The organism is Microbacterium sp. (genome assembly GCF_031179285.1).
GTDB lineage: Bacteria > Actinomycetota > Actinomycetes > Actinomycetales > Microbacteriaceae > Microbacterium.
Genome location: NZ_JAPSHY010000006.1, coordinates 36024 through 60780 on the forward strand (window position 1 = coordinate 36024; position 24757 = coordinate 60780).

The window sequence follows — 24757 nt, forward strand, 5'->3', positions numbered from 1 at the left end:
GGCGCGCTCCTTAGAGCTCCCCCGGCCGCATCGCTTCCGCATCGATCGCGCGGATGATTCGCTGAGCGGCAGTGTCGACCGGTGGCTCGCCGGCGGCATCCGTCCCCCTGCGCCTGCGGGGTGCGTAGACGACGAGCGAGTGGAACAGGAATCGCGCGAAGAACGCGACGACGAGAGACAGCGCCGTCGCGAAGATGCTCGAGATGTGCCATGTCTCGACCATCAGCGCCATCAGCGGGATGCGCAGCGCCGCCTCGACGCCGTTGAAGGTCACCGACGTGAGGAAGCGGGCGCCGAGGCCGCGGGCATTCGTTCGCATGTCGCCGAAGACGAACCGCTCCTGCAGCGCGAAGTTTCCGACGATGGTCGCCGCCGCTCCGATGATGGCCGCCCAGACGTAGTCCATGCCGAGGGTGGTGAGCAGCCACATGATGGCCAGGTTCGCGATCGCGCCGATGACGCCGATCATGGCGAACAGCGACATCTTGCCGAAGCGCAGGCGGGCGAGGTGAGCGGCGAAGGTCGCACCCTGGCGCAGTGTCGCCTTCGACGTGCCGTGCCGACGCTCGCCGAACTCCATCGGGATCTCGGCGATGCGCATGTCGGAGCGGGCGAGGATCTCGAGCAGGATCTTGAACCCCTGCGGCCGGAGCGTCGAGAGATCGATGCGTCGGCGGTCGACGAGGAAGAAACCGGTCATCGGGTCGGTGCTGCGTGACAGTCGCAGCGGGAACATCGCCTTGGTCAGCCAGGTGGCGGCCCGCGAGACGCCGAAGCGCATCCTCGTTCCCAGTCCCCGTGAATCACCGCCGCCGACGTAGCGCGAGGCCCCGACGACATCGGCATCGCCCTGAGCGTGGCGTTCCAGCAGCCGGGGCAGCAATTCGGGCGGATGCTGCAGGTCGCCGTCCATGACGATGCAGATGTCGGATGCTGCCTCGGCGAGTCCGAGAGCGACAGCGCCGCCCAGGCCGCCGGTGTTCGCAGTGCGGTGGATCACGCGCACCGGCACGGCGGCATCGACGGCGACGCGCTCGACCTCGACGGGAGTACCGTCGGCGCTGTCGTCGACGAAGAGGATTTCGGCGAGCCGGCCGGGCAGCGCGGCCGTGGTGCGCGCGACGAGCTCGGCGACGTTGTCGCGCTCGTTGAAGGTCGGCACGATGACCGTGACCGCTGTCCCCACGTGTGCCCTCTCTGACGCTGTGATCGAGTCCATCGTTCCATGTCGGCGGTGCTCCCGCGCCAGAGCGGCTGACCGCCTGCGGCGCAGCCGCGAATCCGCTAGACTGACCCGGTGCGGCTGTGGGAGTCGCACAGCGGATGGGGATCCGCTTCTGGGGAACACTGATCTGGGGAGATCATGGGGACGCGTATCGGCTATGCCGTCGGAGCCTTCGACCTGTTTCACGTCGGGCATCTGAATCTACTTCGCCACGCCAAGCAGCACTGCGACATCCTGATCGCAGGTGTCGTCAGCGACGAGATGCTGCGCCAGGTGAAGGGGATCGAACCGGTCATCCCGACCGCCGAACGAGCCGAGATCGTGCGGCACATCTCGTTCGTCGACGACGTCTATGTCGAGACCACTCCGTCGAAGATGGACTCGTGGCGCGACGTGCAGTTCACCCACTTCTTCAAGGGTGACGACTGGCGCGGCACCGACAAGGGGCTGCGACTGGAACGGGAGTTCGCCGAGGTCGGGGTCGAGGTCGTGTACTTCCCGTACACCGCGCACACCTCCAGCTCGTCGCTGCGTCGCGCACTCGACGCGATCACCGCGGGTGCGAACAGCGCACCGGCACTTGCATCCCGCTGATCGAACGCGCTCGAGGGCGGGACGAAGCGCGCTCAGCCGCCTCCCAGCGCTCGCCCTGTCGCGCGGGCATACGCTGGAAGCATGAGTTCTCCTGCCTCCGACAGCATCACGATGTTCGGCGCCGACTGGTGCCGCGACTGCATCCGCACCAAGAAGCAACTCGATCAGCTCGGCATCGAATACACCTACATCGATCTGGTCGCGGAGCCTGCGGCGGCGGATGTCGCGAAGGAGATCTCGGGCCGCACGAACATCCCTGTCGTGGTGTATCCGGATGCCTCGCACCACGTCGAGCCGACGAACGCCGACGTCGAGTCGAAGCTGCGCGAGCTGGCGCTCATCTGACCGCGCGGGTGTGAGGCACCGCGCCTCGCGTGAGACACCACGCCTCGGGTGAGGCACCCCGCCTCGCGTCAGACACCACGTCTCGGGTGAGACACCACGTCTCGGGTGAGACACCAGGCCACGCATGATGTCTCGCGAGGAATGCGGTGCCTCAGGCGCGTTGCGCAGTCTGGCACAAGGCGTGCTCTCCCGCCGGCGCCCGCCACTACACTGGCGCCATGAGCACCGACGCTCGGCCTGAGCGCGCATCCGTCCGCCTCTCCTCTCGCACGATCGCGCTCTACGCGGTCGGTTCGCTCGGAACCGGCGGCTACGCGACGCTCCCCGGGCTCGTGCTGACGTACTTCCTCACCGACAACCTCGGCGTCGCGGCCCTCGCCGCCGGTCTCATCGTCACCGTCGCGAAGATCTGGGACGTCGTCATCGACCCGTTGATCGGGGCGGCATCCGATCGACAGCTGGCCCGCACTGGATCGCGACGCGGGTTGATGATCACCGGCGCACTGTCGCTCCCGCTGTTCTTCGCGCTCACCTTCGCGGTTCCCCCGTCATGGGGGCCGGTCGCCGCAGCGACCTGCGTCCTTCTCGCGTTCCTCGCCACCGCGACGGCGTTCAGCCTCTTCCAGGTGCCGTACGTAGCACTTCCGGCCGAACTGACCGGCAGCTACGACGAACGCACCCGTCTTCTCGGCTGGCGCGTCGTCGTGCTCACCGCCTCGATCCTGTTGTTCGGAGCCGGGGGCCCGGCGCTGCGTGACGCCGGCGCCGACCCGGTCGCCGGCTACCTCATCATGGGCATCGCATCCGGCGTGCTCATCGGTGTCGGCATGCTCATCGCGGCACGGACCGCCCGCTCCGACCGTGAAGCGCGTGCGGTCGTGCCGGTCACCTCCGTCGGCGTGCGCGAGCAGTACCTCTCCGGATTCCGCGCGCTGGGTCGCAGCGTCCCCTTCCGCGCCCTGCTCGGCACCTTCCTGCTGCAGGCCCTCGCCACCGGCACGATGCTCGCGGGTGCGCAATACGTCGCGACCTGGGTGCTCCGATCCGAGGATGCCGTCACCTTCGTGTTCATCGCCCTGGTCGCACCCGCTCTGCTCGCGACTCCCGCCTGGACGGAGATCGCGCAAAGAACCGGCAAGGAGCGCGCATTCGCGGTCGCGAGCGTGCTGTTCGCCGGGGCCGCGGCCTCGATCACGCCCGCAGTCTGGACGCCCGGCGTCTGGATCTATGCGTGCGTCGCGGTGGCAGGCGTCGCCTACGCCGGACTCCAATCGCTGCCGATGGCCATGCTCCCCGATGTCATCTCGCACGACGAGCGCACGCACGGCGCCGGACACGCGGGCACGTTCACCGGCATCTGGACTGCAGGCGAGACAGTGGGCTTCGCGCTCGGTGCGACGGCGGTCTCACTCACCCTGGCCGCCACCGGGTATGTCTCGACCGTCGCCGGTACCGAGACGCAGCAGCCGGATGCCGCCATCACCGGGATCGTGCTCAGCTTCAGCATCCTTCCTGCACTTCTGATGGTCGCGAGCCTGTTCGTGCTGCGCGGCTACCGTCTTCGCCGCGAAGACATCGAGCAGGTCTGAGTCGGCCCTGACCGCCATGGCCGCCGCCATCGGTGCGGCATAAGCTGGGACCCCGCCCGAAGGAGACGTCGATGACTTCTGCGACCACACCTGCCGCGAGCTCCGCGCGGTCCGATGCCGAAGCCGAGGCGACGGCCGCGATCGATGGGGCGGCACGTTCCCGGCTCGATGAGGACGTCGCCGCCCTGCGGACCGGTGCGGGGGTGTGGGCGAGCCTCACCGTCGAGCAGCGCGCGACGCTTCTCCGATCTGTGCGCACGAGCGTCGCGGCGGCCGCCGAGGAGTGGGCGACGACGGCGGCGGTCTCGAAGGGACTCGATCGGGAGCACCCCCTGCGCGGGGAGGAGTGGCTCAGCGGCCCGTACAGCGTGCTCGGCGCTCTCGACGCCTACATCGGGACCCTGTCTCGCATCGCCGGAGGGATCAATCCGCTCGACGGCGTGCGGATCGACCGCGCGCCCGGTGGCCGTGTCCGTGTGCACGCGTTCCCCCTCACCGCGATCGACCGCTTCCTGCTTTCGGGCTACTCCGGCGAGGTCTGGCTCGAACCGGGCATCACTCCGAACGCCGCACGTGCGACGGCCGGGCTGTCGCAGCAGACGCCGGCCGAGACGGGCGGCGTCGGCCTCGTGCTCGGTGCCGGCAACGTCACCGCCATCCCCGTCCTCGACGTGCTCTACGAGCTGCTCGCGCACAACCGCACCGCGCTGCTCAAGGTGAACCCGACACAGGACGCCCTGGTTCCGGTGTACAAGCGCGCGCTCGCACCTCTCATCGAGCCCGGGCTGCTGCGGATCGTCCGTGGCGGACCCGAGGTCGGGGCATATCTGACCGGCCACCCCGACCTGGCTCACGTCCACATCACGGGGTCTGCGGCGACGTTCGACGCGATCGTCTGGGGCACGGGAGCACCCGCCAAGCGCCGACGCCGCGAAAACCGCCCCCTTTTGAAGAAACCGATCACCGCCGAACTCGGAGGGGTCTCGCCCATCATCGTCGTCCCGGGAGCATGGACGACGGCCGACATCACCTTCCAGGCTGAGCACATCGCGACGATGCGCCTGCAGAACTCCGGGCACAACTGCATCGCGGGGCAGGTGGTGATCCTCTCCTCGGACTGGGCGCAGGCCGATGCCTTCCGGGCGGCCCTTCGACGTGCCTACGCCAACGCCCCGGAGCGTCCGACCTGGTACCCCGGCTCGTCCGCGCGCATGCAGACGGCGACGGATTCCTACCCCGACGCCCTCGTGCTGGGCGATCGCCTTCTCGTCGAGATCGACTCCGGGCAAGACGCGGCGGCCCTGCAGACCACGGAGTACTTCTCCCCCGTGCTCGGCGTCGTCGAGCTGCCCGGTCTCGGGCAGGAGTTCCTCGACGCGGCCGTCGCCTACTCCAACGATGAGCTGCAGGGCACACTGGGCGCCAACCTGCTGATCGACCCGGCAACCGAGCGTTCCCTCGGTTCTGGTTTCGAGCGCGCGGTCGCGGCTCTGCACTACGGGTCGATCGCCATCAACAGCTGGACCGCGTTCGGGTTCATCACCCCGACACTCACGTGGGGCGCGTTCCCGGGCGGATCGATCGCCGACGTGGGAAGCGGCATCGGCGTCGTACACAATGCCCTGCTTCTCGCTCACGTCGAGCGTTCGGTCCTGCGCGGTCCCTTCCGCCCGTTCCCGCGGTCGCTGCCGATCGTGAACGGCGGCGGACGACTGAGCATCCTGCCGAAGCCGCCGTGGTTCGTGTCATCGCGTACCGGTGCCGTCGTCAGCGAGGGGCTCACGCGCTTCCGGGCGACCGGCGGCCTCATGGGACTCGTGAAGACCCTGCTGCGGGCGCTCCGCGCCTGAACTTGCCCCGCGCTTCAGCGTGGAAGAAGGAAGATGTCGGTTCTGGTGTCCCAGAACCGGCATCTGTCTTCTTTCCTCCCAGAGGGCCGGCGACCGGCGGCCGCGAATCGGAACCGAGCCGCGGCTAGATGGCGTCCTCGCTGCGGGTGAACGCCTCGGCGCAGACACCGAGCCCGTTCTTGTAGCCGTCGGCGAACCACCCGGCCCGCTGCTCGCTCGAACCGTGCGTCCAGGTCTCCGGGTTCACGACCCCGGACTGCTCCTGGATGTGGTCGTCGCCGACGGTCGAGGCGGCATTGAGCGCATCGGCGACCTGCTGCTCGGTCGGTGCCAACAGGTACGGATCGCCGTCGGCATCCGTCTCCTCGGTCATCCGCCCGATCCACGCTCCGGCATAGCAGTCGGCCTGCAGTTCCATGCGCACGCCGTTGCTGCCGGGCCCGGTGCCGTTGTCGGGGTGCCTCTCCATGTCGCCGACGATGTGCTGGATGTGGTGCCCCCACTCGTGCCCGACGATGTACAGCTGTGCGAGGTCACCGGCCGACGCTCCGAACTGCTGCCTCATCAACGTGAAGAAGGTGGGATCGATGTACACGGCCTGCTCCGGCGGGCAGTAGAACGGTCCGACGGCGTTCGATGCGGTGCCGCACTGCGTCGGGGTCTGCACGTCGACGACGATCATCTGCGGCGGCACGTATCCCTCGACCTCGCCCTCCCAGAACTCGTCGAGCGCGACCTGGGCACCGGCCATGCGGCAGTCCACATTCTCGTTCGCGTCCTCGCCGGTCCGGCAGTTCTCGATGATCGATCCACCCGCCGGCTCGCTGCCGCCGCTGGGCGCGCCGCCGCCGAGCAGGCCGGTGAGATCGACCCCCAACAGGGGACCGACGAGAAGGGCGATGATGCCGAGCACGCCGACTCCGCCGCCGGCGATCGCGGCGTTGCGTCCGCGCCGGCGCGTGGTGTTGCCCGAGATGTCTGCGTCCGGGTTGAAGGTCATGCCACGAGGGTACTGCGGGGCGTGTCAGGCGACGGTGGGCTGGCGGTGCCGACGGATGTCGTGTAAACGGATCGCCCATGCCCGGGCGTCCCGAACGGTCGTAGGCTCGGAGCATGACGACGACGATCACCATCACGGGTGCGGGCGGGCAGATCGGCTACGCTCTGCTGTTCCGCATCGCGGCCGGCGACATGCTCGGACCGGACGAGAAGGTGCGACTGCGCCTGCTCGAGATCCCGCAGGGTCTCGGGGCTGCGGAGGGCGCCGCCCTCGAACTGCAGGACGGCGCGTTCGAACTGCTGGAACACGTCGAGGTCACCGACGATCCGGCCGTCGGATTCGACGGGGCGAACCTCGCCCTGCTCGTCGGAGCACGTCCTCGAGGGCCGGGCATGGAGCGTGCAGACCTGCTGGCGGCGAACGCCGGCATCTTCGGACCCCAGGGCGCAGCGATCGCCGCCAACGCCGCATCCGATGTGCGGGTGACGGTCGTCGGCAACCCGGCGAACACGAACGCCCTCATCGCGGCGTCGTCGGCTGACGGCGTTCCGGCAGAGCGCTTCACCGCGCTCACGCGCCTCGACGAGAACCGTGCCAGGGCGCAGCTCGCCCACGTGCTCGGCGCACGCGTCGGAAGCGTGCGGCGAGTACCGATCTGGGGCAACCACTCTGCGACGCAGTTCCCGGATGTCTCCCATGCCACCGTCGACGGTCTTCCCATCTCGGAAGCCCTCGCCGCAATCGTCGGCGACGTGCCGGAATGGCTGGAGAGCACCTTCATCCCGCGCGTCGCAAAGCGAGGCGCCGAGATCATCGAGGTGCGCGGCTCATCGTCCGTGGCCTCCGCCGCGAGCGCCACCATCGACCATGTCCGCGACTGGGTGCACGGCACCGACGACTGGACGAGCGCCGGCGTCGTCTCACGCGGCGAGTACGGCGTTCCCGAGGGCCTGATCTCGTCGTTCCCGGTGCGTTCGGCTGCCGGAGAATGGCACATCGTCGAGGGGCTGCAGCTGAGTGAGTGGGCGAGAGCGCGCGTCGATGCGTCTGTCGCGGAGCTCGTGGACGAACGCGAGGCGGTGCGGGCACTCGGGTTGCTCTGAACCGGTCACCGTTCGGCGCAGCCGCAGGGCACAATGGATGCTGGAGGTATGCAGATGAGCGATGTGACAGACCGGACGACCGCAGGTGCGACGGTCGATGAGGCGCTGACCAGCCCTCTTCATCTGCCGCACGCGGCAGCCGAATGCCCCAAGTGCTTCACCGAACTGCAGCAGAATCGCAACTTCTGGCTCGCCCGTCCTGACGGGTCGCGCCTGGTCGGCCTGGTCGTCTCACGCGAGGGGATGCCACCGGTGGTTCAGCAGCGCGAGGATCTGACGCGTTTCGGAGTGCCGATCGAAGGGTTCCGGCATCCGGCGCCCGACATCCTCGAAAGCTGGGGCGACCGGCTGGCCCGGCTCATCGACACACTCGGCAAGGGCGATGTGCTCGTCGTCGCCAACAGCCATGCGCTGGGACGCGACCCCGAAGAGGAGTCGCGGACGGTCGCCGAGCTGCGACGCCGCGGGATCATCGTGAAAGTCCTGAACCACGAGGCGCGCCACCTCGCGGACCTGGCCCGCTAGACGATCGCCGATCCCGCGCGATGCGGGCGGATCAGGGCGCCGGCGTCGGGCCGAACGCCGGTTCGCCGGGAGTGACCCCGAAGAAGAGCGGATCGCTGGGCGACTCTTCTCGAGGCAGATAACCCTCCGAAAGCGTCACGCCGCCGAACATCAGGTCACTGAGCTCATGGCGGTCGCCCGGCCAGCACTTGGTCGTCGCCGTCACGAGAACGTTGCCGTTGGCGATGAACGTCACCATCAGCAGAGAGAAATCCCCCTGCTCGCGGACGATCACGTCAGTGGACTTCGCCTCACCCGACCCGAGGTTTTTGCTCTCGACGTCGTACCCGGCATCCGCGAGGTACGTCGCTACGTCTTCACGCGCGGCGTCATGTGCTTCGGGGTCCACGCGGGTCGTGCGGGCGAGGTCGAACTTGTAGGACTCATCCGAGCAGCCGGCCGCTGAGGGCTGCATGCCGAACGAGGCGGTCTCGACCTGCCAGGGTCCGTCGAAGATGCGCGCCTGCACCTCGTTCGTGACGCTGCGATAGTCCCTGTAGTGCTGCTCGGCCTGTGCGACGAGTTCTTCGCCTGTGGGGATCGCCATTCCGTCTCCTTCTTTCGCACACCCGGTGAGGGCGAGCGCCAGCACCGCCAGAGCGGCGGATAGCCGCCAGCGCTTCGTCATCTGCACTCCCCTGCCGCCTCGTTCATCAGGCTCAGTTCAACGGTTCGCCGTTTGCCACGATGTTGGCAATGTTACGGAAAGACTCCGAGTCGCGGGCGAGGTAGCCGTTGTCCTCCTCCCACCATCCCCAGAGACTGTTGCCGCCGTCGTGGGCCGCGTGGCCCGGGGTGCCGAGTCCGTCCTCGGTCCCGCCGTTCAGGCTCGGCACCTCGCCGCCGTCGCTTTCGAAGCTGACCGCGCCGGGGATGTCTTCGGGATCGGTACCGTGTCCGAACGAGCTGACCTCGCCGTAGCGGGCGATGAAGTCCCACGGCGCTCGAGAGGCGTACACCTGCGTACCGGAGTAGTCCATCGGGTCATCTCCGGTCCAGAACTCGTGGTAGCCGTCGGGCACACCGGCCGAGCCGACAGCGATCAGATTGTCGACGCCCAGGTTGCCCGGGTTGCCGCCGACAGCGAGGAAGGCCGTCGTACTCCCGTACGAATGACCGATCACCGATGTCGAGACGCTCGAGGAGACCTCATTGTTCAACCCGGCGAGGGTACGAGCAAGCGTGGCCGCACCCTCTGTCGCGCTTCCCATCGTGTGCTCGGTGAGCAGGTTCGGCGAGTCGTATCCATACCAGGCGATCGTCGCCGAGTTGACGCCGTCGCCGTAGGCTCCGGCGAAGGTGTTGAGGTCCCTCGCGCTCTGTCCCCACGACGCGAGATCGCCGAGGCCCGAGAACATCCCGCCGACGAGCACGTTCACGTTCGTGATGCCGTCGAGAGGGTCGACCGGGTTGCCGTTCTCGTCTTGAATCCGCACGCCGTACATGACCGCCGCTGTCGCCTGCGGGTGTTCGAAGGGCGTGAACATCAGCAGCTGGCCGTCGAAATCGGTGAGCTCGGCTCCGAGGTCCTCGAGCTGAGAGTCGAGCGGCTCGCCGTACGGTCCGTCCTCGATCACCCGGTCGTACGCGGCTCGGTTCGCGAGGAACCGGTCGAGGTACGGCACGCCCTCGAGATTGCCGACGAAACCCGGGTAGGTGCGCCGCAGCGCGTCGCGCTGGGCATCCGTGAGACCGTTCCAGATCTCGGCGACCTCTTCGGGGGTGTCGGCGTTCGCCAGCGCATCGATCGCTGACAGCGTGGCCGCACTGAGGGTGGTTCCGTCGGAGCGCACGAGCGCGGCCACGGCGGCCCCATATGCCTCGTCCCACAGCGAGTAGGACGCCTCCCAGCGCTCCCAGAGGTCGGCCAGGGTGGTGGATGCCGTGGTGAGGGCGCTTTCGGCGTCGGTGACGCCCTGCTCGGCAGTCGCGCGGGTCAGCGCATCATCGTCTTGCGTGCACTGCTGCTCGGTGGACGCGGCATCGGCGAGCGCGGCGGCAGCCGACTCTTTCACGGCGTGCGCCGCTTCGATGTCGTCGATCAGATCGTTGGCCGCCTTCGCGTGCTGCGCCACGGCCTCGCCGTACGCGCGCACGACATCGGCGATGCGGCCGAGGGTCGCGATCGCCGGCTGGATGCGGCCGGCCAGAGCGCCGGATTCGCTCTGCACGACCGTGATGCTCTCGCCTCGTCCGGCCAGCCCGCCGTCGACGTTGCGGAGGACGATCTGCGCATTGCCTCCTTCGTCGATGAGGGCCGCGATGTCGGAATGGATGCTCTCGAGCGCTCCGGAGTCGAACTCGATCTCCTCGAGCACCCACCCGCGATCAGGCGAGATCAGCGACATAGTGCGCATCCCACCCGCTGGTCATCGACACATCGAGCTCGGTAAACGAGTCGTTGATGCTCTGGAGCCGATCGGCGATCGCGGTACCCGCGAGATGGTGAGCGCGAGCCTCGAGCGTCGCCTGTCCGAGCGCATTCTCGAGCATCACCCGCAGCCCGGTGCGACCCGCAGGGTTGCCCACGCCGGTGTCACGTGCCCAGATGTCGTTCGCGTAGACGACGTAGGTGCCGAGCGAAAGAGTGATGTTCGCGATCGCGCCCTCGAGCGCTGCCTTGTCGATCTCGACATCCGACATTCACATACCCCCCGGTGCTGCTCCCTGTACGTTACCGACGAGGCGACCACCCGCGCCATGGGGACAAATCCCCATGGCGCCGCCTGTGCGTGCAGAAAGGGGCCGACCATCGTGGTCGACCCCTTCCGTGAAGCGTTGCGCAGCCGGTTCAGCCGCCGGCGAGCTGCTGATCCAGGTCCTGGATCGCACGCATCATGCCCAGCAGCGACTCGGACATGTCGTTGATACCGTCCACCGCCGTCTTCAGACCCGTGGTGAGCTCCCCATAACCCTCACCGAACTTGCCCGACGCGTGCTGCGTCTTGAAGTCCTCACCCAGAAGAGTGTCGACCTGACCCTTCAGCGTGTCGAGCTGCCCCTGAATGTCATCACGAGCCTGCGACAGCGACGACGCCACCTGCTCCATCTCCGAATAAGATGCACCGAAATCAGCCATCATCACTCCCTGCGAAAAGTCGATTGAACCGGACCACCCCGGCCCGCCACGTACAACCTAACAATGTCGCCGTCGGCACGTCGATGGGGACAACTCCCCATCAACGCGCCCGCGCGTCACGACGGAGACGGGGTACTCTCCGCCGCGGGCGGCCCATCGGGAACAACCGGCTCTTCGACCAGCTTCTCCCACGCGAACGTCGAGATCATCGCATCGCTGAGCAGTTCGATGCCACGCAGGGAGTCCTCGGGGATGATCTCTCCCTCGGGAATGACGATTGTCGAGGTGAAGACGAGCGCCTTGCTCCGCCCCGTGCCGGGGACCGGGATGAGATAGGTGATCGTTCGTCCGCCCACGCCGGCGATCGCAACGGCACCCTGCGGGCGCTTGGGCTCCGAGACCCAGCGCACGATGTGCTTCATGTCCTCGTTCAGATACTCCGCTCCGCGCAGCCGGAAGGCGTCCGCCACCCACTGGTCCAGGTTGTCGCCGTCCGTGCCGCTGAGCGCGGATGCGGTGATCGACAGCGGCAGCAGCTCCTCCATCGGCACGTCCTGCTGCCGGTACACGGCGAAGACCTTGGTGCGGCGCATCCCCTCGCTGACCTGCGCCATCATCGCGCGGTACTCCGCTTCGAGGTCGGGGCGGCCGGCGCGGCGGAAGATCGCGCTCGCCTGCTTCAGCTCGTCCTGCTTCGTCGCTTCGGTCGGAGCGACCTGCACCCATCCGGGCGGCATCGCGAACCGGAAGGGTGGGATGCCGTATCGAAGGTCGACGCCCAGATCGCTCATGATGTTCCTCGCTCTCGTGCGCGCGATGACATACGCGCCTGGACGTCGTGGTTCGTGTGCAGGGCGAGCCTCGCGAGCTGCGCCATGCCCAGCCGATGGCGCGCACGACGAGCCTCCGCGCTCATGGCGGGCATCGACGCCCGTCTCGCGAGGCCGGCGAGTTCCTTCCACCGGCTCACGTCGAGACGCGACCTCTCCTCGCGGTGACGCCGGTTCGCGCGTGCGAGCTTCCGGCGCGTGCGGGCGAGGGCCACCTGCTCGGTCCCGTACGCGTCCTCGCCGCGCGAGCGGGCATCGGCGATCGCCGACGTCGCCTCGTCGAGAATGCGCCCGACCTCGGCCTGAAGCGTCATGGCCCGCTGCAGAAGGCGCTGCTCCTCCGCCACCCACGCGGCCCCGACCGCACCGGCGCATGCCTGGCACAGCCGCTTCGGAAGCGTCCCCGTCTTCGCGTAGCCGCAGACACATGTTCTCGCCGCTGCGGTGAGAGCCGCATCGAGAGCCGCGGGCGGCACGGTTCTGTTCCTGGCGAGATCCATCGCCTCGAGCAGCCGAGCTGCTCCCGCCGCACCGTGCGTGCGCAGCAGGTCGTGCCAGGCATCCCCGGGCAGGGCGGAGACGAGATCGCGCCAGGTGCGGGCATCCGCCTCTGGAACCTCGCGATCCACCCGCGCGGCGTACTCCTCGAGAGTCTGCGCGTACAGCCGATGCAGGCGCGTCTCGGCATCGTCGCTGTCGCCGCTCTCGTCCATGACCGCAGCGACGGACGCTCGTCCGCGCCGCACGGCATCCGCGTGGATGCTCCGCAGCCGGGCCGATCCCGCCAGGACCGACTCCTCGTGTGCGATCACATCGCGCAGCGAGGTCATACGGTGACGGGCTTCGGGACCGTGATGCCGAGGATCAGCTGTGGGAGCTGCTGTTCGAACAGCAGGAAGACGGGGAGCGTCGTACCGAGCACATCCATCAGGATCGTCCATGTGCCGTCGTTCAGCAAGACGGTCCAGTGCTCGACGAGAATCCCGCCCTGCGCGGCATCTGCACCGGCATGGGCATCGGCTTCGGCTTCGGCTTCGGCTTCGGCACCCACCAGAACACCCCAGCGCACGACATAGCCGACACCATGCGTCTCGGTGCGCAACGGTGTCACGTCCACCGCGGTGGAGTACTCGACCTCGGCGAAGAGCTCTTCGCTGCTGGGGCGGCCGGCCGACGACTCGACCGCGATGTTGACCAGGACGTCGCTGTAGATCCCTGGCGGCGCGAACCAGAGCTGAGCGGCACCGGGGCGCGCGTTGCCGAGCAGCATCCGGGCGGTGTCGGAGATCTGCTGGGCGCCGGCCGGCGACTGATCGACCTGCACGCCGTACCGGTCGAGGCATTCCGCGATCCAGGCCTCGGCCGCCTCGGCATCCGTGGTCTTCGGGATCGCGACGAACTGGGCCGCGTCGTACCGGAGATCCCAGGGGAGCGGCGAGGATGCGGTCATCCGAGCAGCCCGTTGAGGAGGCCGGACGGCGAGACGGTGCCGGACGGCTTGCCGTTCGTGGTCACCGAGACACCGCGATCAGCCCACCGGTACACGTTCCACGTCGCCTCCCAGGTCGAGAACGACGGCGCGTCCGCCGCACTCTGCAGGCCCTTCGGCAGCGACTGCTTGAGCAGGTTCTGGAAGTAGGGACCCGCCGAGTCGACGCTCTCGTGGAAGGCGACCGAGAACGATCGGCCGGGTCCGAACAGCAGCCGCTCGGTGACACCGTCCACGAAGCCGGTGACGGGATTGATGCCGTGGCGACGCACGCCGGCTGCGCCGGCGTAGTACTGCCGGAAGCCGCGCGATGCGTAGTCGATCCCCGAGTCGGCGAAGTTCCGCATCCCGCGCATCTGCTGAACCGGATTGCGGAACTGGTTCACGAACTCGTCGACGAACTTCGCCTTGCCCGAGAAGACCTTGCCGAGCTTGCCGATCGGGAGGATGCCGACGATCGACCAGGCGAGGTCGCCCCAGCCCTTACGGCCGTCGAACATGAGCGCGACGGTCAGGGCCAGCGCGATCACGCCGACGACGAGTGCGGCGATGGCGAAGAAGGGGCCGCCGATGATCAGACCGAGCACGGCGAGTGCGAGGCCGATCCAGCCGACCCAATCCGAGATGACCGCGAGCACTCCGGCGATGTTCTCCCACCTCGAGTCCTCGCCGATCTTGTTCGCATCCTCGAGATCGTCGACGGCCTTGTTGTACGCACGCTCCCAGGTGTCGTACTCCGTCTCGAAGCGCGACAGGTTGCCGTCGTGCTCACGCTGCGCCGTACCGAGGGCGTTCTGTGCACTCGTGGCCTCGCCCGAGAGCGTCTGCCCGGTCGCCGTCGTCGTGTCAGCCTGATCAGGGGCCGGCGGGTTGTCACGCACCGACTGCGTATGGGCCGTCAGCGCCTCTGCGGCATTCGACGCCTCGTCCTCGGCGCGGCTCAGCGCCGCCAAGCTCTCCTCGCAGTCGGCGACGATCGTCTTCATATGGGTCTGCGCGGTCTCGAGTGCTGCGGCGTAGTCCTTGAGCACGGTACCGGCGGGCTCGTATCGGCGACCCGCTTCATCGAGGTCGCCGACGACGTCTCCGACGGTCTCCTTGATCTTGTCCACCGAGCCGCCCACGCCCACGATCGTGCCGTCCTTGAGGCCGCCGAGGGTGGTCGCAGCGTCCTGCATGCTTCTTCCGAGCAGGTGGATCTGCTCCCCCCGCGCCATGATCTCGTCAGGCCGGCCACTGACGACCTCGACCGGGTGCCCATCCTTCGTCTGCACGTTCGTCTCCGCTTCGCTGGTTACGGCTGCGAGCCGTTGGGTTGTCCGCTGCCGCCGGAGTTCTCGGTCGACTTCGCCATCTCGAGGTCGAGGTTGCCCCACTCCTCGATCGTGCCGGCGACTCGACTCGAGACCTCGGTGAGCTTGGTCAGCAGCTTGTCGCGGCTGTCGTTCCAGCTCCCTTCGAAGTCGTGGCAGCGATCTTTCAGTCTCGCGTCACCGTAGGGGGTGCCGACTGCGTCCTCGACATCGTTCTGCCGGGACGAGGCCTCTCCGAGTTCGGAGACGATCGCCTTCAGCTTGTCGCTCAGGGTCTGCAGCTCTGTGATCGGGATCTTCACGCCCGGACCGGTCATCATGCACTCCGTGATCTCTGAGAGGTGTGGTCGCCACCGACGACTCTAGGGATCCGCGTCGCGGACGTCGATGGGGAGATCTGCCCATCCCGCGCCGTGACGCACCGACCGGGCGGTCCCTCCAGTGGCTGGGGGCGTGCAGAAAGGGGCCGACCATCGTGGTCGACCCCTTCCGTGAAGCGTTGCGCAGCCGGTCAGCCGCCGGCGAGCTGCTGATCCAGGTCCTGGATCGCACGCATCATGCCCAGCAGCGACTCGGACATGTCGTTGATACCGTCCACCGCCGTCTTCAGACCCGTGGTGAGCTCCCCATAACCCTCACCGAACTTGCCCGACGCGTGCTGCGTCTTGAAGTCCTCACCCAGAAGAGTGTCGACCTGACCCTTCAGCGTGTCGAGCTGCCCCTGAATGTCATCACGAGCCTGCGACAGCGACGACGCCACCTGCTCCATCTCCGAATAAGATGCACCGAAATCAGCCATCATCACTCCCTCACGATTGTCGAACCGGACCCCTCCGGCCCGAATAGCTCCACACTACGGACAGGGGATCCCCCGCGTCGATGGGGACAACTCCCCATGCACCGGGGTCGGGCTAGAGTTGCCAGTCATCGCCGGGGCGGACGACGGCGGAGACCAGCTCATCGACACGCGTGCGGTCCTGCTTCGGGACGAATCCCTCGAGAGACGAGGCGACGAGCAGCGACTCGGCGAACGGCTCGACGAATGCCATGCCGTACGGCACGACCGGCCCGAGCATCGCGCAGACCGTCATTCCCTCACCGAAGAAGATCCACCGCCTGGTCGCGAAGTCGTATCCGTGTTCTCGCTGGGCAAGGGTTGCCGAGAAACCGACACCGAAGCCGTCGGTCTCGGTCAATCGAGGCGTCGCCGGCAGTATGGCGGTGTTCGACCAGAGGAAATCCGCCTGCTCCTGGCGGGGGAGCTCCCGAAGGCTGGCCGCGATGATCAGCGGAGCGACGACGGCCCCGTCCATACCCACGACGAGCGCCACGCGGCGGTCGTCATCGGCCTCTCCGGCAAGCGTCGTGAGGGCGTCTTCGATGCGAGCCGTGACGTCCGCGTGCAATTCGGCGGCCTGCACGAAGTCGACGGCGGTGCGATGCGCCCAGTCCGTGTGCCCGTCCAGGGTGCGCTGTTCGTACGGAACCGGGATGATCCGGCTGGGGTCGTATTCGAGTTTCAGTTCCATCAGCGCACCGTCCAGGTGAAAGTACTCACGTGCGTGTCGAACAGGGCCAGCCAGACAAGCAGGTTCGGGTGATCGGCGGGCATATCCGCTTCATGCGACACGGTGGCCGTCCACTGCACCGCTTCTGTGCGCTTCGTGCCGGGGATCGGAATGAGGTAGTTGATCAAGAAGGAGGCCACGTCTTCGCCGTCGACGGAGACCTGGCGGCGCTCGGTCCACCGCACGATCTTCTCGCCCTCACCGATCGGCACCGCATCGTGGTGACGGATCGCCCGCTCCACGAGCTGATCGAGGGTCGCTTCCGGCGAGGAGATGCGCTTGAGCCCGATGAGCGTCGCCGCCCCGATCGCCCACGACGGCGCGGCGTCGCCCGCGAACGCATACGCGAAGCCCTTCCGCGCACGCAACTGGTCGAGGACCTCTCGCACGCGGCCGGCGAGCACCGGCGCCAGCGCGGGATTCTGTGCTGCCTGCAACCTCGCGCTCGCGCGCTGGATCAGCTCTCGCTCCGTCGTCTCGCTGAGGTCGTACGCCTCCCATCCCGGAGGCAGCAGCATCCGGTACGGCGGGATGACCGTTCCTGACGTTCCCGTCAGCTGTTCGCGAAGACTGCTCATCGTCTCAGTCTTCCACGCGATCGCGTCGGCGACGGCTCATCAGGAGAACGGGTTCTGGTCGGGATCGAACGTCCCCGACCATGCGCCGCCCGCGCTGTCCTTGATGCCACCGGCGATCTGGAAATGCGAGGCGGTGATGTTCCCCATCATCTCGAGGGTCTCCGCGCCCGACATCTGCACTCCGAAATGACTGGAGCCCTTTCCGGTGAAGAAGCGCGCGGTGGCGTCTGCGAACACCTCGCCGAAGTTCGCACCGCGCAACTGGCTGAGCGAGCTGATCGGGTTCCGGCCCGAGAAGACACCCCCGAAGCGTGCGACATCATCTCCGAACTTCGCCCCTTTTATCATCGCCAGCGGTCCGCGCGCGAACTTGATGGCGGGCCCGATCAGCGGGATGACCCCGATCACACCGAAGACCACGTCGATGACGGAGCCCTCTCCGCGTGCCAGCCGAGCGATGGCCACTACGAGAGTGGCGATCGCGACGATGGCGGCCAGGGCGGCGATGATGGGGCCACCGATGATGACGGCGAGGATAGCGAGGACGATCCCGGCGATGGCGAGGACGTCCGACAAGAACTGCAGGGCCCCGCCGAGGTTGTCGTCCCAGCTGTCCTCGATCATGCCGGAGGTGTCTTCGCGGATTCCGGAAGCGGCGCTGGTGAACGCCGTGTGCCAGCTGTTCCATTCGCGGTCGTAGTCCCCTGCGCGCCTTTCCCAGTCACCGCGCGCGCTCGAGGCCGCGTTGGCAGCGCCGTCCGCCGCTTCCTTCTGCTCGTCCTCTGCCGCCTTGCGCAACGTGTCGTCGTCGGCGTCGTCCCCGGTGGGGTACTGCGGGCTCTGGGAACTGGCCTCGAAGGCGTCCTGCTGCTTCTGCTGGTAAGTCGCCCAGAGCTCGACGAGGTCGTCGAGGATCGGATCGATCGCCGTCTTGGAGTCCTCGAGCTCGGATGCGTACTTCACGATGTGAGGGGCGACCGCGTCGTACAGTTCTGCGGCCTTCTTGAGCTCGGCGTGCATCTCCTTCGACACGTCAGCGAGCTTCTCGACTGCCTTGCCCTCCATGTCGGCGCCGTTGTCGACGAGGTTCTTCAGCAGGGTCGCCGATTTGTCCATCGCATCAGCGAGGCTCTGCAGTGAATTGCCTCGGTCGCGAATGTCACTGACGTCGCCCGAGAGGGGTCCGATCGGGTGCTTGCCCGACGGCGTGGTCATCGGCATGTGCTCGTACACGGTCAGCCTCCGCTGTTCTCGGACTTGGATGCAGCGTCACGGTCGAAGTCCTGGAACCCCTTGATCACCGCGGCGACGTGCTCTTCGACCTTCTTGCAGTTGTCCATCAGCTTCTTCCGCCGGTCATCCCACCGGCCCTCGAAGTCCGCGGCCGCATCCCGAAGCGCGCTCTCGCCATAGGGCGAGCCCACCGCCCGCTCCAGGTCATTGCTGCGCGAGCCGGCATGCTCGAACTCGTCGATGATGTTCTTCAGTTCCGTCTGCAGCGGCTCGAGATCGCCGTATTTCAGCTTGACGCCGTCACCCATGGTCAGTCCCTCGTCGAAAGATCAGATGAAGGGGACCGGCTCTGCAGCCGGTCCCCTGTGAGTCGTGCGGGTGGTTCAGCCGCCGGCGAGCTGCTGATCCAGGTCCTGGATCGCACGCATCATGCCCAGCAGCGACTCGGACATGTCGTTGATACCGTCCACCGCCGTCTTCAGACCCGTGGTGAGCTCCCCATAACCCTCACCGAACTTGCCCGACGCGTGCTGCGTCTTGAAGTCCTCACCCAGAAGAGTGTCGACCTGACCCTTCAGCGTGTCGAGCTGCCCCTGAATGTCATCACGAGCCTGCGACAGCGACGACGCCACCTGCTCCATCTCCGAATAAGATGCACCGAAATCAGCCATCATCACTCCCTGCGAAAGTCGATTGAACCGGACCACCCCGGCCCGCCACGTAAAACCTAGCAATGTCGCCGCTGGCACGTCGATGGGGACAACTCCCCATCAACGCGGCGGCGCGGCCACATCCTTCTCATCGCGCCTCATCCGAGGCCGATCATCGTGATCACCGCCGCAGCAGCCAGACCGATCAGCAATGGCAGCAGACAACCGATCGCGACCGGACGCCCGACCTTCGGGGGCGCGAAGAGTTCCGTTCGACGCGCGCCGCGGCCGGCATCCGCCGTCCCCGCATCCGGCACCGAGGCGTCGGTGCCGTGCCCGGCGGGCGCAGCCGGCCCATCCAGCGCGTCCGCCAGGGCGAGCAGATCTTCGGCCCACTCCCAGAAGCCGGGATCGGACAAGCGCAGGTGCCGGCCCGCGACGACGTAGAGGCGTCCGTCGACGATCTCGACGTCGGCGTACGCGCCGACGGCGAGAAGCGCATCGCGTCCCGGACCGGTGAGCACCTCGCGCACGGCCTCGGTGACCTCCGACGCGCAGTACACGTCGAAGCGCGCGTCGAACTCCGCATCGACGCTGAGCCGCTTCAGCGCGGGCGCCGGCTCCCACGTGCCCGTGGGATGCTCTCGCGATCTGCTCTTCAACGTCATCGACGGCAATGGCGAACGCAACTCGAGCGCAGCGTACGAGACCCGCTGTGGAAGACGGGTCTTCGCCGACCAGATGTCGTAGGAGTAGTTGCCGAATTCGAAGGCGCGCGGGGACGTTCCCGTCAGCACATCGGTCACCACGCGTGACGTGCCCTGGCCGAACACCGTGGCCGGCCGAACCGGGTCGAGCTGTCCGGTCGAGTAGGACAGACCGTTCGCCGCGGCGAAGCTCGTGAGCCGATACTCCTCCGCCTGCTGCTCGCGCGGTCCGCTGATATGAGAGCGCACTCGTGCGACAGCGAGCGGTGTCACCATGAGCGCCGCGAGGATCACGGTCGTGCCGTCGGCGCCGTCGGCTCCGAACATGTACTGCACGGCGACGACGCACAGGCCCGCCAGCAGGCCGGCGCCGACGACGAGAACGAGGGACTGGATGATCGCCCAGGCCGACCCCGCTGCGACACCGACACCCCGGCCTTCTTTCACGACGCGTTCATGGCTCGCGTGCTTCGCGACCGCGGGATCGACGGGTGCTCGCAGCACGGAGACGTCGAAGACCTGCGGCCTCATGACTGCACCAGCGGAATCTGAACGGTGACCTGACGGCCGGCCTGCACGAAGATGCCGCGCCCGTCGGGGAAGTCGGTGCGCTTGACCTTGGGGAAAGGCACCTTGAACACGGCGTCACCGTCGAAGGCGTCGGGCTTGAGGATGATGCCCTTGCGTCCCGCCTTGAAGTCGCCGATGAAGCCGAAGCCGCTCGTGACCTGCGTGACGTCCGCGTCGCCGATGAGCAGATGATCGCTGCGGTTGATCGCTTGGAACATGGCCTTCATCTCTCGCTCCGCCGGCCCGTCCGCGAACTGCGGCACGTCTTCGACCACGATCAGCATCCGCACCGGCATCGTCTCGTCCACGGCGATCTCGGCGATCTCCTTGGCGAGCTCCTTCGCGTCCTCCGGCGTGACCGCACTGCGCGTCCAGTCGGCGTACTCCTTCAGCTGCGCCCGACGGCCGCCGAAGTGGAACAGCTTCACCTCGGGGTCGAAGCGGCGCATCGATCCGATCAGCGCCTTGAGGGTGTTCGTCTTGCCCGACAGCGGTGGTCCCGCGACGACGAACGTGCCGACGGGGTCGAACTCGCGCGGCGCCAGCGTGTCCTCGGCGACGCCGAGCACCGGGAACTCCCCGATCCGGTCGGGCATGTCCTGCGCCGACAGACGTGTCGGCAGCGCGCCGATCTCGGCGACCTCGCGCACTCCTGCGGCTCGAAGGTCGGCGGCGAGCCGGTCGAGCAGCTTCGTCTGCTCGGCCACGTTGGGTGTGCCGCCGAGCGTCGCGATCTGCGTCTCGAGACCGTCGACGATGGCGCGCCCCGGCGCTGAGCGCTCGTCGAGCACATCCTTGGGAGCGTTGAGCATCGCATAACTGGACTCGTCTGCGAGCCGCAGCACCACCCGGCGGGAGACGTTCGCGCTGACCGCCGTCGGGACGGACCCGGAGCGGTCGGCGCTCGCGATGACGTGGACGCCGAGCGGTCGGCCCTCGCCGAGGATCCGCATGAACGTCTGGTAGAACGACATCCGCGCGGTCGTGGACTCCCATTCGCTGCGGAACTGCGGGAACCCGTCGATCAGCAGCAGGATGCGCGATTCCGGTTTGCCGGTGATCTCGCGGTACTCGCTGAGGCTCGCCGCATTCGCCGCCGTGAAGCGCTTGCCTCGGTCATCGAGCACCCGAGCGAGCGAGCGCAGGATGCGCTGGACACGCTCGGCATCGTCGCCCGCGATGATCGAGCCGACGTGCGGCAGCACCTCGAGGCTCTTCAGCGACCCCGAGCCGAAATCGAGTCCGTACACCTCGGCGTTCGACAACTCGGGATCGAAGCCGGATGCGATGGCGATGGTGCGAAGCACGGTGGACTTGCCCGAGCCGCTGGTGCCGTAGACGAGCAGCGAGCCGTCTTTGTCGGGGTGGAAGTACGCCGGCTCCTGCAGCTGGCGCTGCGGCACGTCCATCTTGCCGAGGAGCACCTTCCCGTCGCCGAGCACAGGCAGGTCCCTGATGTCGACCGCGCGCTCGAGATCATCGAGCCATGGCCGGCGGGGGGCAGGGATCCTCGCCTGCGCGGCGGCCTTGACCAGGTTCGCGACGATGCGCTTCTGGTCATTGGGACCCAGATCCTCGTCGTGTGAGTCCGACTCCGGCGCCTGCTCCGCCTCCCAGGTCTGGATCGAGCCGAAACGGAGTTCGGCGACCTTGACCTCGGCGACCTGCGCCTCGTCGGTCGTCCAGCCACCGGCGTACGCCGACTGGAAGGGGACCAGCCGTCCCGGACCGGTCTTGGCGATCCCGCGGCCCGGGATCGACGGCGGGAAGCTCGCCGCCACCGGATCGTCGACGACGTCCTTCGAGTCGGACTCGTCGGCCATCCGCAGTGCCACACGCAGGTTCGTGTTCGCCCGCAGGTTGTCCTTGATGACGCCGGCGGGTCGCTGGGTCGCCATGATCAGGTGGATGCCGAGGGAGCGTCCTCGCTGAGCGATGTCGACGACTCCGTCGACGAACTCCGGAACCTCACCGGCGAGCGCGGCGAACTCGTCGATCACGAGCACGAGAGCGGGAGGCGTCTCCGGGTCGCGTCGCTTCTCGAGTTCGAGGAGGTCCTTGGCCTTCTTGCGGTTGAACAGATGCTCGCGGTGGTGCAGCTCGGCTCGAAGGCTCGTCAGCGCCCGCCGCACCAGGTGCGGGCTGAGGTCGGTGACCAGACCGACCGTGTGCGGCAGGTCGACGCAATCGGCGAACGCCGAGCCGCCCTTGTAGTCCACGAAGAGGAACGTCACGCGGTCAGGGCTGTGGGCGGCTGCCATGCCGAGCACCCACGCCTGAAGGAACTCGCTCTTTCCGGCACCGGTGGTACCGCCGACCAGCGCGTGCGGGCCCTGAGTCCGAAGATCGAGCGTCATGGCATCCGTCTGCGACTGCCCGATGATGGCGCGGAGGTTTCCCGCCTTCTTGAGGCGGGACTGCGGAGCCCCCGAGCGGTCGAGGATGGTGTTGTTCTGCCGCCATCGGTCGATGACCGCGTTCGGATCGGCGGCGATGTCGGCGCCGACCAGCGACAGGAACATGACCGAGTTCGGGATGTCTGAGGCATCCTCCACGACCGTGCTCGAATCGACCACGGGCGCCAGCCGCTTGGCGAACATCGTCATGTAGGCATGCGAGACGCCCTCGACCTCGACATCGTGATACGCGACACCGCTTCGCACCGTGCCGACCGTGGCATGATCGAGACCGGCACTGACATCGACGAAGGTGCGGCAGGCCGCGGGCAGCGCCTCGACGACCGGAGCGACGAAGAGCCCGTAAACGCCGACGTCGGCCCCGCGCTCGAGGATCTGGGTGAGGCGGGCACGGTCGACGGGTGCGTCGTTCGTCACGATCACGAGGATCGCGGTCTGCCCGGGGAAGGTCGCCTCTTCGGCTGCGCGCTTCACGTCCGTGCCGTACAGCATCGGATCCCAGTCGTCACCGTAGGGCGGTCGCTGCGACTTGGCCTCGCGCGAGCGTCGCAGGACGATCTCCTCGAGACCGCTGAGCAGGGCGTTTCCCGTCGAGGCGGAATCGGCCAGCGCCACATCCTTGAACGGGTTCCGCTCGCTGGAGGTGTGAGGGAGCCACTTGAGCCAGTCGAGCTCGTTGGCCCAGCCCGGCTCGGTGAGGGCGACCGTGACGAGCTCGTTCGAGGAGTGCATGCCGAACAGCTGGACGGCGATGCCGCGCAGGGCATCACTCGCGAGCGACGTGGGACCTGCGACACCGATCGATCCGACGCTCTGCAGCGACTCCAGGATCGGCACATCGGCGATCATCTTGTAGCGCTCTTCGAGGCGGTCGATGCGCTCGACGTACTCGACGAGAGCCTCCGGCGTCTCGGTGCGCTTGATCCGCGTGCGGGATTCGTCTTCGCAGACCCCGAGTCGCACAGCGAGGAAGTTCCAGTGCTCGGGGCGCCGGGTCCACAGCAGAGGTCCGAGCCGCATCGCCTCGTCGAAGACCACGGCGACGGCCGGCACCTCGTTGTGGCGGACTTCCCGCTCTCGGGGATGCGCGTGGTAGAGCTTCTCCTCGAGGCGCTCGAACTGCTCCTCGAACTTCTCGACCTCCTTGCGCAGGCGCTGACCGAGATTCGTCTTCTGCGAGATGAAGTTTCCGAACATCATCATCGGCGACGCCGCAGCCATCAGCAGCGAGAGCATGCGGCCCGTGGCCGCCCACATCGTCACCGCGAGCAGGATCGGTGCGACCAGCATCGGCCACGGGAACAGTCGCTGCACCTGATCGCGCGGATACCGGGGCTCGTCGAGATCCTCGCCCTTGTAACGCTCCTCGACCCGCGGGCTGCGGTTGAACATCAGCGCACCGCCGCGCTCCAGCACCGGGTCACCGGCCGCCGAGCCGTCGAAGTCGCTCACCATGTGCACGACGAACTCGCAGTCGCCGAGCGTGAACCGCTGACCGGGGATGACGCGCAGGCGCTGCACGAGGCCGCCGTCGACGAGGATGCCGTTCGCGGAGTTCAGGTCGACGAGCTCGACGAATGTCGCGGCGACCTCGATCCTGGCGTGCCGCTTGGACACCAGCGGGTCGGCGATGGAGACGTCGTTCGCGGCATCCCGCCCGATCATGAAATGACCGATCGGAAGTGGGAACTCCTGGCCGGCGGCAGGGCCGGCGACGACGCTGAGCAGTGCGGCGGGACGTGCGCCGACGCTCCCGACGGCGGCACGGTTCGGACCGACGTTGACGACCTCGGCGAGGAAGCCGGATCCGATCGGCGCATCGCCGATGAGCAGATCGGGTGTCAGCATCGCAGGCGTGTCGCTCGTGGGAGGAGCGACCGAGAGAGTGAGCACATCAGCGGGACCGGCGGCGATGCTTCGCAGCGGATCGGTCACCGCGATCTGGCGCGCGACGTCAGCGACCGTCGCCGTGGAGTCGGCCATCACGACGATGTCGGTCAGGGGCGCTGCGGGACGACGCAGTGTCAGTTTGACTCTCATCGGCGGACCTCCT

25 protein-coding genes are annotated in these 24757 nt (G+C 67.6%); 6 read left to right on the forward strand and 19 right to left on the reverse strand.

What is annotated here, in order from left to right:
* Nucleotides 1-10 precede the first annotated feature (10 nt).
* On the reverse strand, nucleotides 11-1219 hold the full coding sequence (locus RIN18_RS05475; protein ID WP_375163497.1) for a glycosyltransferase: 1209 nt from the start codon (nucleotides 1217-1219) through the stop codon (nucleotides 11-13).
* Between the two features lie 144 nt (nucleotides 1220-1363).
* On the opposite strand from RIN18_RS05475, the gene RIN18_RS05480 reads away from it, so the two are divergent.
* The 4 genes from RIN18_RS05480 to RIN18_RS05495 all read left to right on the forward strand — a co-directional run bounded on the left by RIN18_RS05480 (nucleotide 1364) and on the right by RIN18_RS05495 (nucleotide 5603).
* A complete protein-coding gene (locus tag RIN18_RS05480) occupies nucleotides 1364-1819 on the forward strand; it encodes an adenylyltransferase/cytidyltransferase family protein (RefSeq protein ID WP_309102946.1) in 456 nt (151 codons plus the stop codon).
* Between the two features lie 81 nt (nucleotides 1820-1900).
* Nucleotides 1901-2164 carry a glutaredoxin family protein gene (locus tag RIN18_RS05485; RefSeq protein ID WP_309102947.1) on the forward strand — a complete coding sequence of 88 codons (264 nt, stop codon included), beginning with the start codon at nucleotides 1901-1903 and terminating at the stop codon, nucleotides 2162-2164.
* Nucleotides 2165-2382: 218 nt separating this feature from the next.
* Nucleotides 2383-3753 carry an MFS transporter gene (locus RIN18_RS05490; protein ID WP_309102948.1) on the forward strand — a complete coding sequence of 457 codons (1371 nt, stop codon included), beginning with the start codon at nucleotides 2383-2385 and terminating at the stop codon, nucleotides 3751-3753.
* 71 nt (nucleotides 3754-3824) lie between these two features.
* Nucleotides 3825-5603 (forward strand): aldehyde dehydrogenase family protein, encoded by a 1779-nt coding sequence (locus RIN18_RS05495; protein WP_309102949.1) that lies wholly within the window; start codon nucleotides 3825-3827, stop codon nucleotides 5601-5603.
* Between the two features lie 124 nt (nucleotides 5604-5727).
* Here RIN18_RS05495 and RIN18_RS05500 read toward each other — a convergent pair whose 3' ends face one another.
* Complete coding sequence (locus RIN18_RS05500) at nucleotides 5728-6603, reverse strand: neutral zinc metallopeptidase (RefSeq protein WP_309102950.1); 876 nt, start codon at nucleotides 6601-6603, stop codon at nucleotides 5728-5730.
* A gap of 113 nt (nucleotides 6604-6716) precedes the next feature.
* Between RIN18_RS05500 and RIN18_RS05505 the strand changes: the two genes are divergently transcribed.
* Together RIN18_RS05505 and RIN18_RS05510 are read left to right on the forward strand one after the other, a co-directional pair.
* A complete protein-coding gene (locus RIN18_RS05505; RefSeq protein ID WP_309102951.1) occupies nucleotides 6717-7706 on the forward strand; it encodes a malate dehydrogenase in 990 nt (329 codons plus the stop codon).
* Between the two features lie 54 nt (nucleotides 7707-7760).
* Nucleotides 7761-8231 carry a recombinase family protein gene (locus RIN18_RS05510; protein ID WP_309102952.1) on the forward strand — a complete coding sequence of 157 codons (471 nt, stop codon included), beginning with the start codon at nucleotides 7761-7763 and terminating at the stop codon, nucleotides 8229-8231.
* A gap of 31 nt (nucleotides 8232-8262) precedes the next feature.
* On the opposite strand, the gene RIN18_RS05515 is transcribed toward RIN18_RS05510, so the two are convergent.
* The 17 genes from RIN18_RS05515 to RIN18_RS05595 all read right to left on the reverse strand — a co-directional run bounded on the left by RIN18_RS05515 (nucleotide 8263) and on the right by RIN18_RS05595 (nucleotide 24744).
* Entirely contained in the window at nucleotides 8263-8898 is a 636-nt protein-coding gene (locus RIN18_RS05515) for a hypothetical protein (RefSeq protein ID WP_309102953.1), read from the reverse strand.
* 31 nt (nucleotides 8899-8929) lie between these two features.
* The gene (locus RIN18_RS05520) at nucleotides 8930-10618 is read right to left on the reverse strand and encodes an alpha/beta hydrolase (RefSeq protein ID WP_309102954.1); all 1689 of its coding nucleotides are present in this window, start codon (nucleotides 10616-10618) and stop codon (nucleotides 8930-8932) included.
* Nucleotides 10599-10913: a hypothetical protein gene (locus RIN18_RS05525; RefSeq protein WP_309102955.1), complete on the reverse strand. Its 315-nt coding sequence runs from the start codon at nucleotides 10911-10913 to the stop codon at nucleotides 10599-10601. The genes RIN18_RS05520 and RIN18_RS05525 overlap by 20 nt, the downstream gene beginning before the upstream one ends.
* Before the next feature lie 148 nt (nucleotides 10914-11061).
* A complete protein-coding gene (locus RIN18_RS05530) occupies nucleotides 11062-11349 on the reverse strand; it encodes a WXG100 family type VII secretion target (protein ID WP_309102956.1) in 288 nt (95 codons plus the stop codon).
* A gap of 116 nt (nucleotides 11350-11465) precedes the next feature.
* Complete coding sequence (locus RIN18_RS05535; RefSeq protein WP_309102957.1) at nucleotides 11466-12140, reverse strand: hypothetical protein; 675 nt, start codon at nucleotides 12138-12140, stop codon at nucleotides 11466-11468.
* Nucleotides 12137-13009 (reverse strand): hypothetical protein, encoded by an 873-nt coding sequence (locus tag RIN18_RS05540; protein WP_309102958.1) that lies wholly within the window; start codon nucleotides 13007-13009, stop codon nucleotides 12137-12139. The genes RIN18_RS05535 and RIN18_RS05540 overlap by 4 nt, the downstream gene beginning before the upstream one ends.
* Nucleotides 13006-13629: a hypothetical protein gene (locus RIN18_RS05545; protein WP_309102959.1), complete on the reverse strand. Its 624-nt coding sequence runs from the start codon at nucleotides 13627-13629 to the stop codon at nucleotides 13006-13008. Before RIN18_RS05545 ends, RIN18_RS05540 begins: the two co-directional genes overlap by 4 nt.
* Nucleotides 13626-14942 (reverse strand): putative T7SS-secreted protein, encoded by a 1317-nt coding sequence (locus RIN18_RS05550; RefSeq protein ID WP_309102960.1) that lies wholly within the window; start codon nucleotides 14940-14942, stop codon nucleotides 13626-13628. Before RIN18_RS05550 ends, RIN18_RS05545 begins: the two co-directional genes overlap by 4 nt.
* Nucleotides 14943-14962: 20 nt before the next feature.
* Nucleotides 14963-15298: a hypothetical protein gene (locus RIN18_RS05555; RefSeq protein ID WP_309102961.1), complete on the reverse strand. Its 336-nt coding sequence runs from the start codon at nucleotides 15296-15298 to the stop codon at nucleotides 14963-14965.
* A 194-nt stretch (nucleotides 15299-15492) separates the two neighbouring features.
* Nucleotides 15493-15780: a WXG100 family type VII secretion target gene (locus RIN18_RS05560; RefSeq protein ID WP_309102956.1), complete on the reverse strand. Its 288-nt coding sequence runs from the start codon at nucleotides 15778-15780 to the stop codon at nucleotides 15493-15495.
* Nucleotides 15781-15892: 112 nt separating this feature from the next.
* Nucleotides 15893-16510 (reverse strand): hypothetical protein, encoded by a 618-nt coding sequence (locus RIN18_RS05565; protein ID WP_309102962.1) that lies wholly within the window; start codon nucleotides 16508-16510, stop codon nucleotides 15893-15895.
* A complete protein-coding gene (locus RIN18_RS05570; RefSeq protein ID WP_309102963.1) occupies nucleotides 16510-17127 on the reverse strand; it encodes a hypothetical protein in 618 nt (205 codons plus the stop codon). The genes RIN18_RS05565 and RIN18_RS05570 overlap by 1 nt, the downstream gene beginning before the upstream one ends.
* Before the next feature lie 39 nt (nucleotides 17128-17166).
* Nucleotides 17167-18342, reverse strand: coding sequence for a hypothetical protein (locus RIN18_RS05575; protein WP_309102964.1), 1176 nt, complete (start codon nucleotides 18340-18342; stop codon nucleotides 17167-17169).
* A 20-nt stretch (nucleotides 18343-18362) separates the two neighbouring features.
* Nucleotides 18363-18668: a hypothetical protein gene (locus RIN18_RS05580; protein WP_309102965.1), complete on the reverse strand. Its 306-nt coding sequence runs from the start codon at nucleotides 18666-18668 to the stop codon at nucleotides 18363-18365.
* Between the two features lie 75 nt (nucleotides 18669-18743).
* Nucleotides 18744-19031 carry a WXG100 family type VII secretion target gene (locus RIN18_RS05585; protein WP_309102956.1) on the reverse strand — a complete coding sequence of 96 codons (288 nt, stop codon included), beginning with the start codon at nucleotides 19029-19031 and terminating at the stop codon, nucleotides 18744-18746.
* Between the two features lie 137 nt (nucleotides 19032-19168).
* Nucleotides 19169-20248 carry a hypothetical protein gene (locus tag RIN18_RS05590; RefSeq protein ID WP_309102966.1) on the reverse strand — a complete coding sequence of 360 codons (1080 nt, stop codon included), beginning with the start codon at nucleotides 20246-20248 and terminating at the stop codon, nucleotides 19169-19171.
* Nucleotides 20245-24744: an FtsK/SpoIIIE domain-containing protein gene (locus tag RIN18_RS05595; protein ID WP_309102967.1), complete on the reverse strand. Its 4500-nt coding sequence runs from the start codon at nucleotides 24742-24744 to the stop codon at nucleotides 20245-20247. Before RIN18_RS05595 ends, RIN18_RS05590 begins: the two co-directional genes overlap by 4 nt.
* Between the last annotated feature and the right edge of the window lie 13 nt (nucleotides 24745-24757).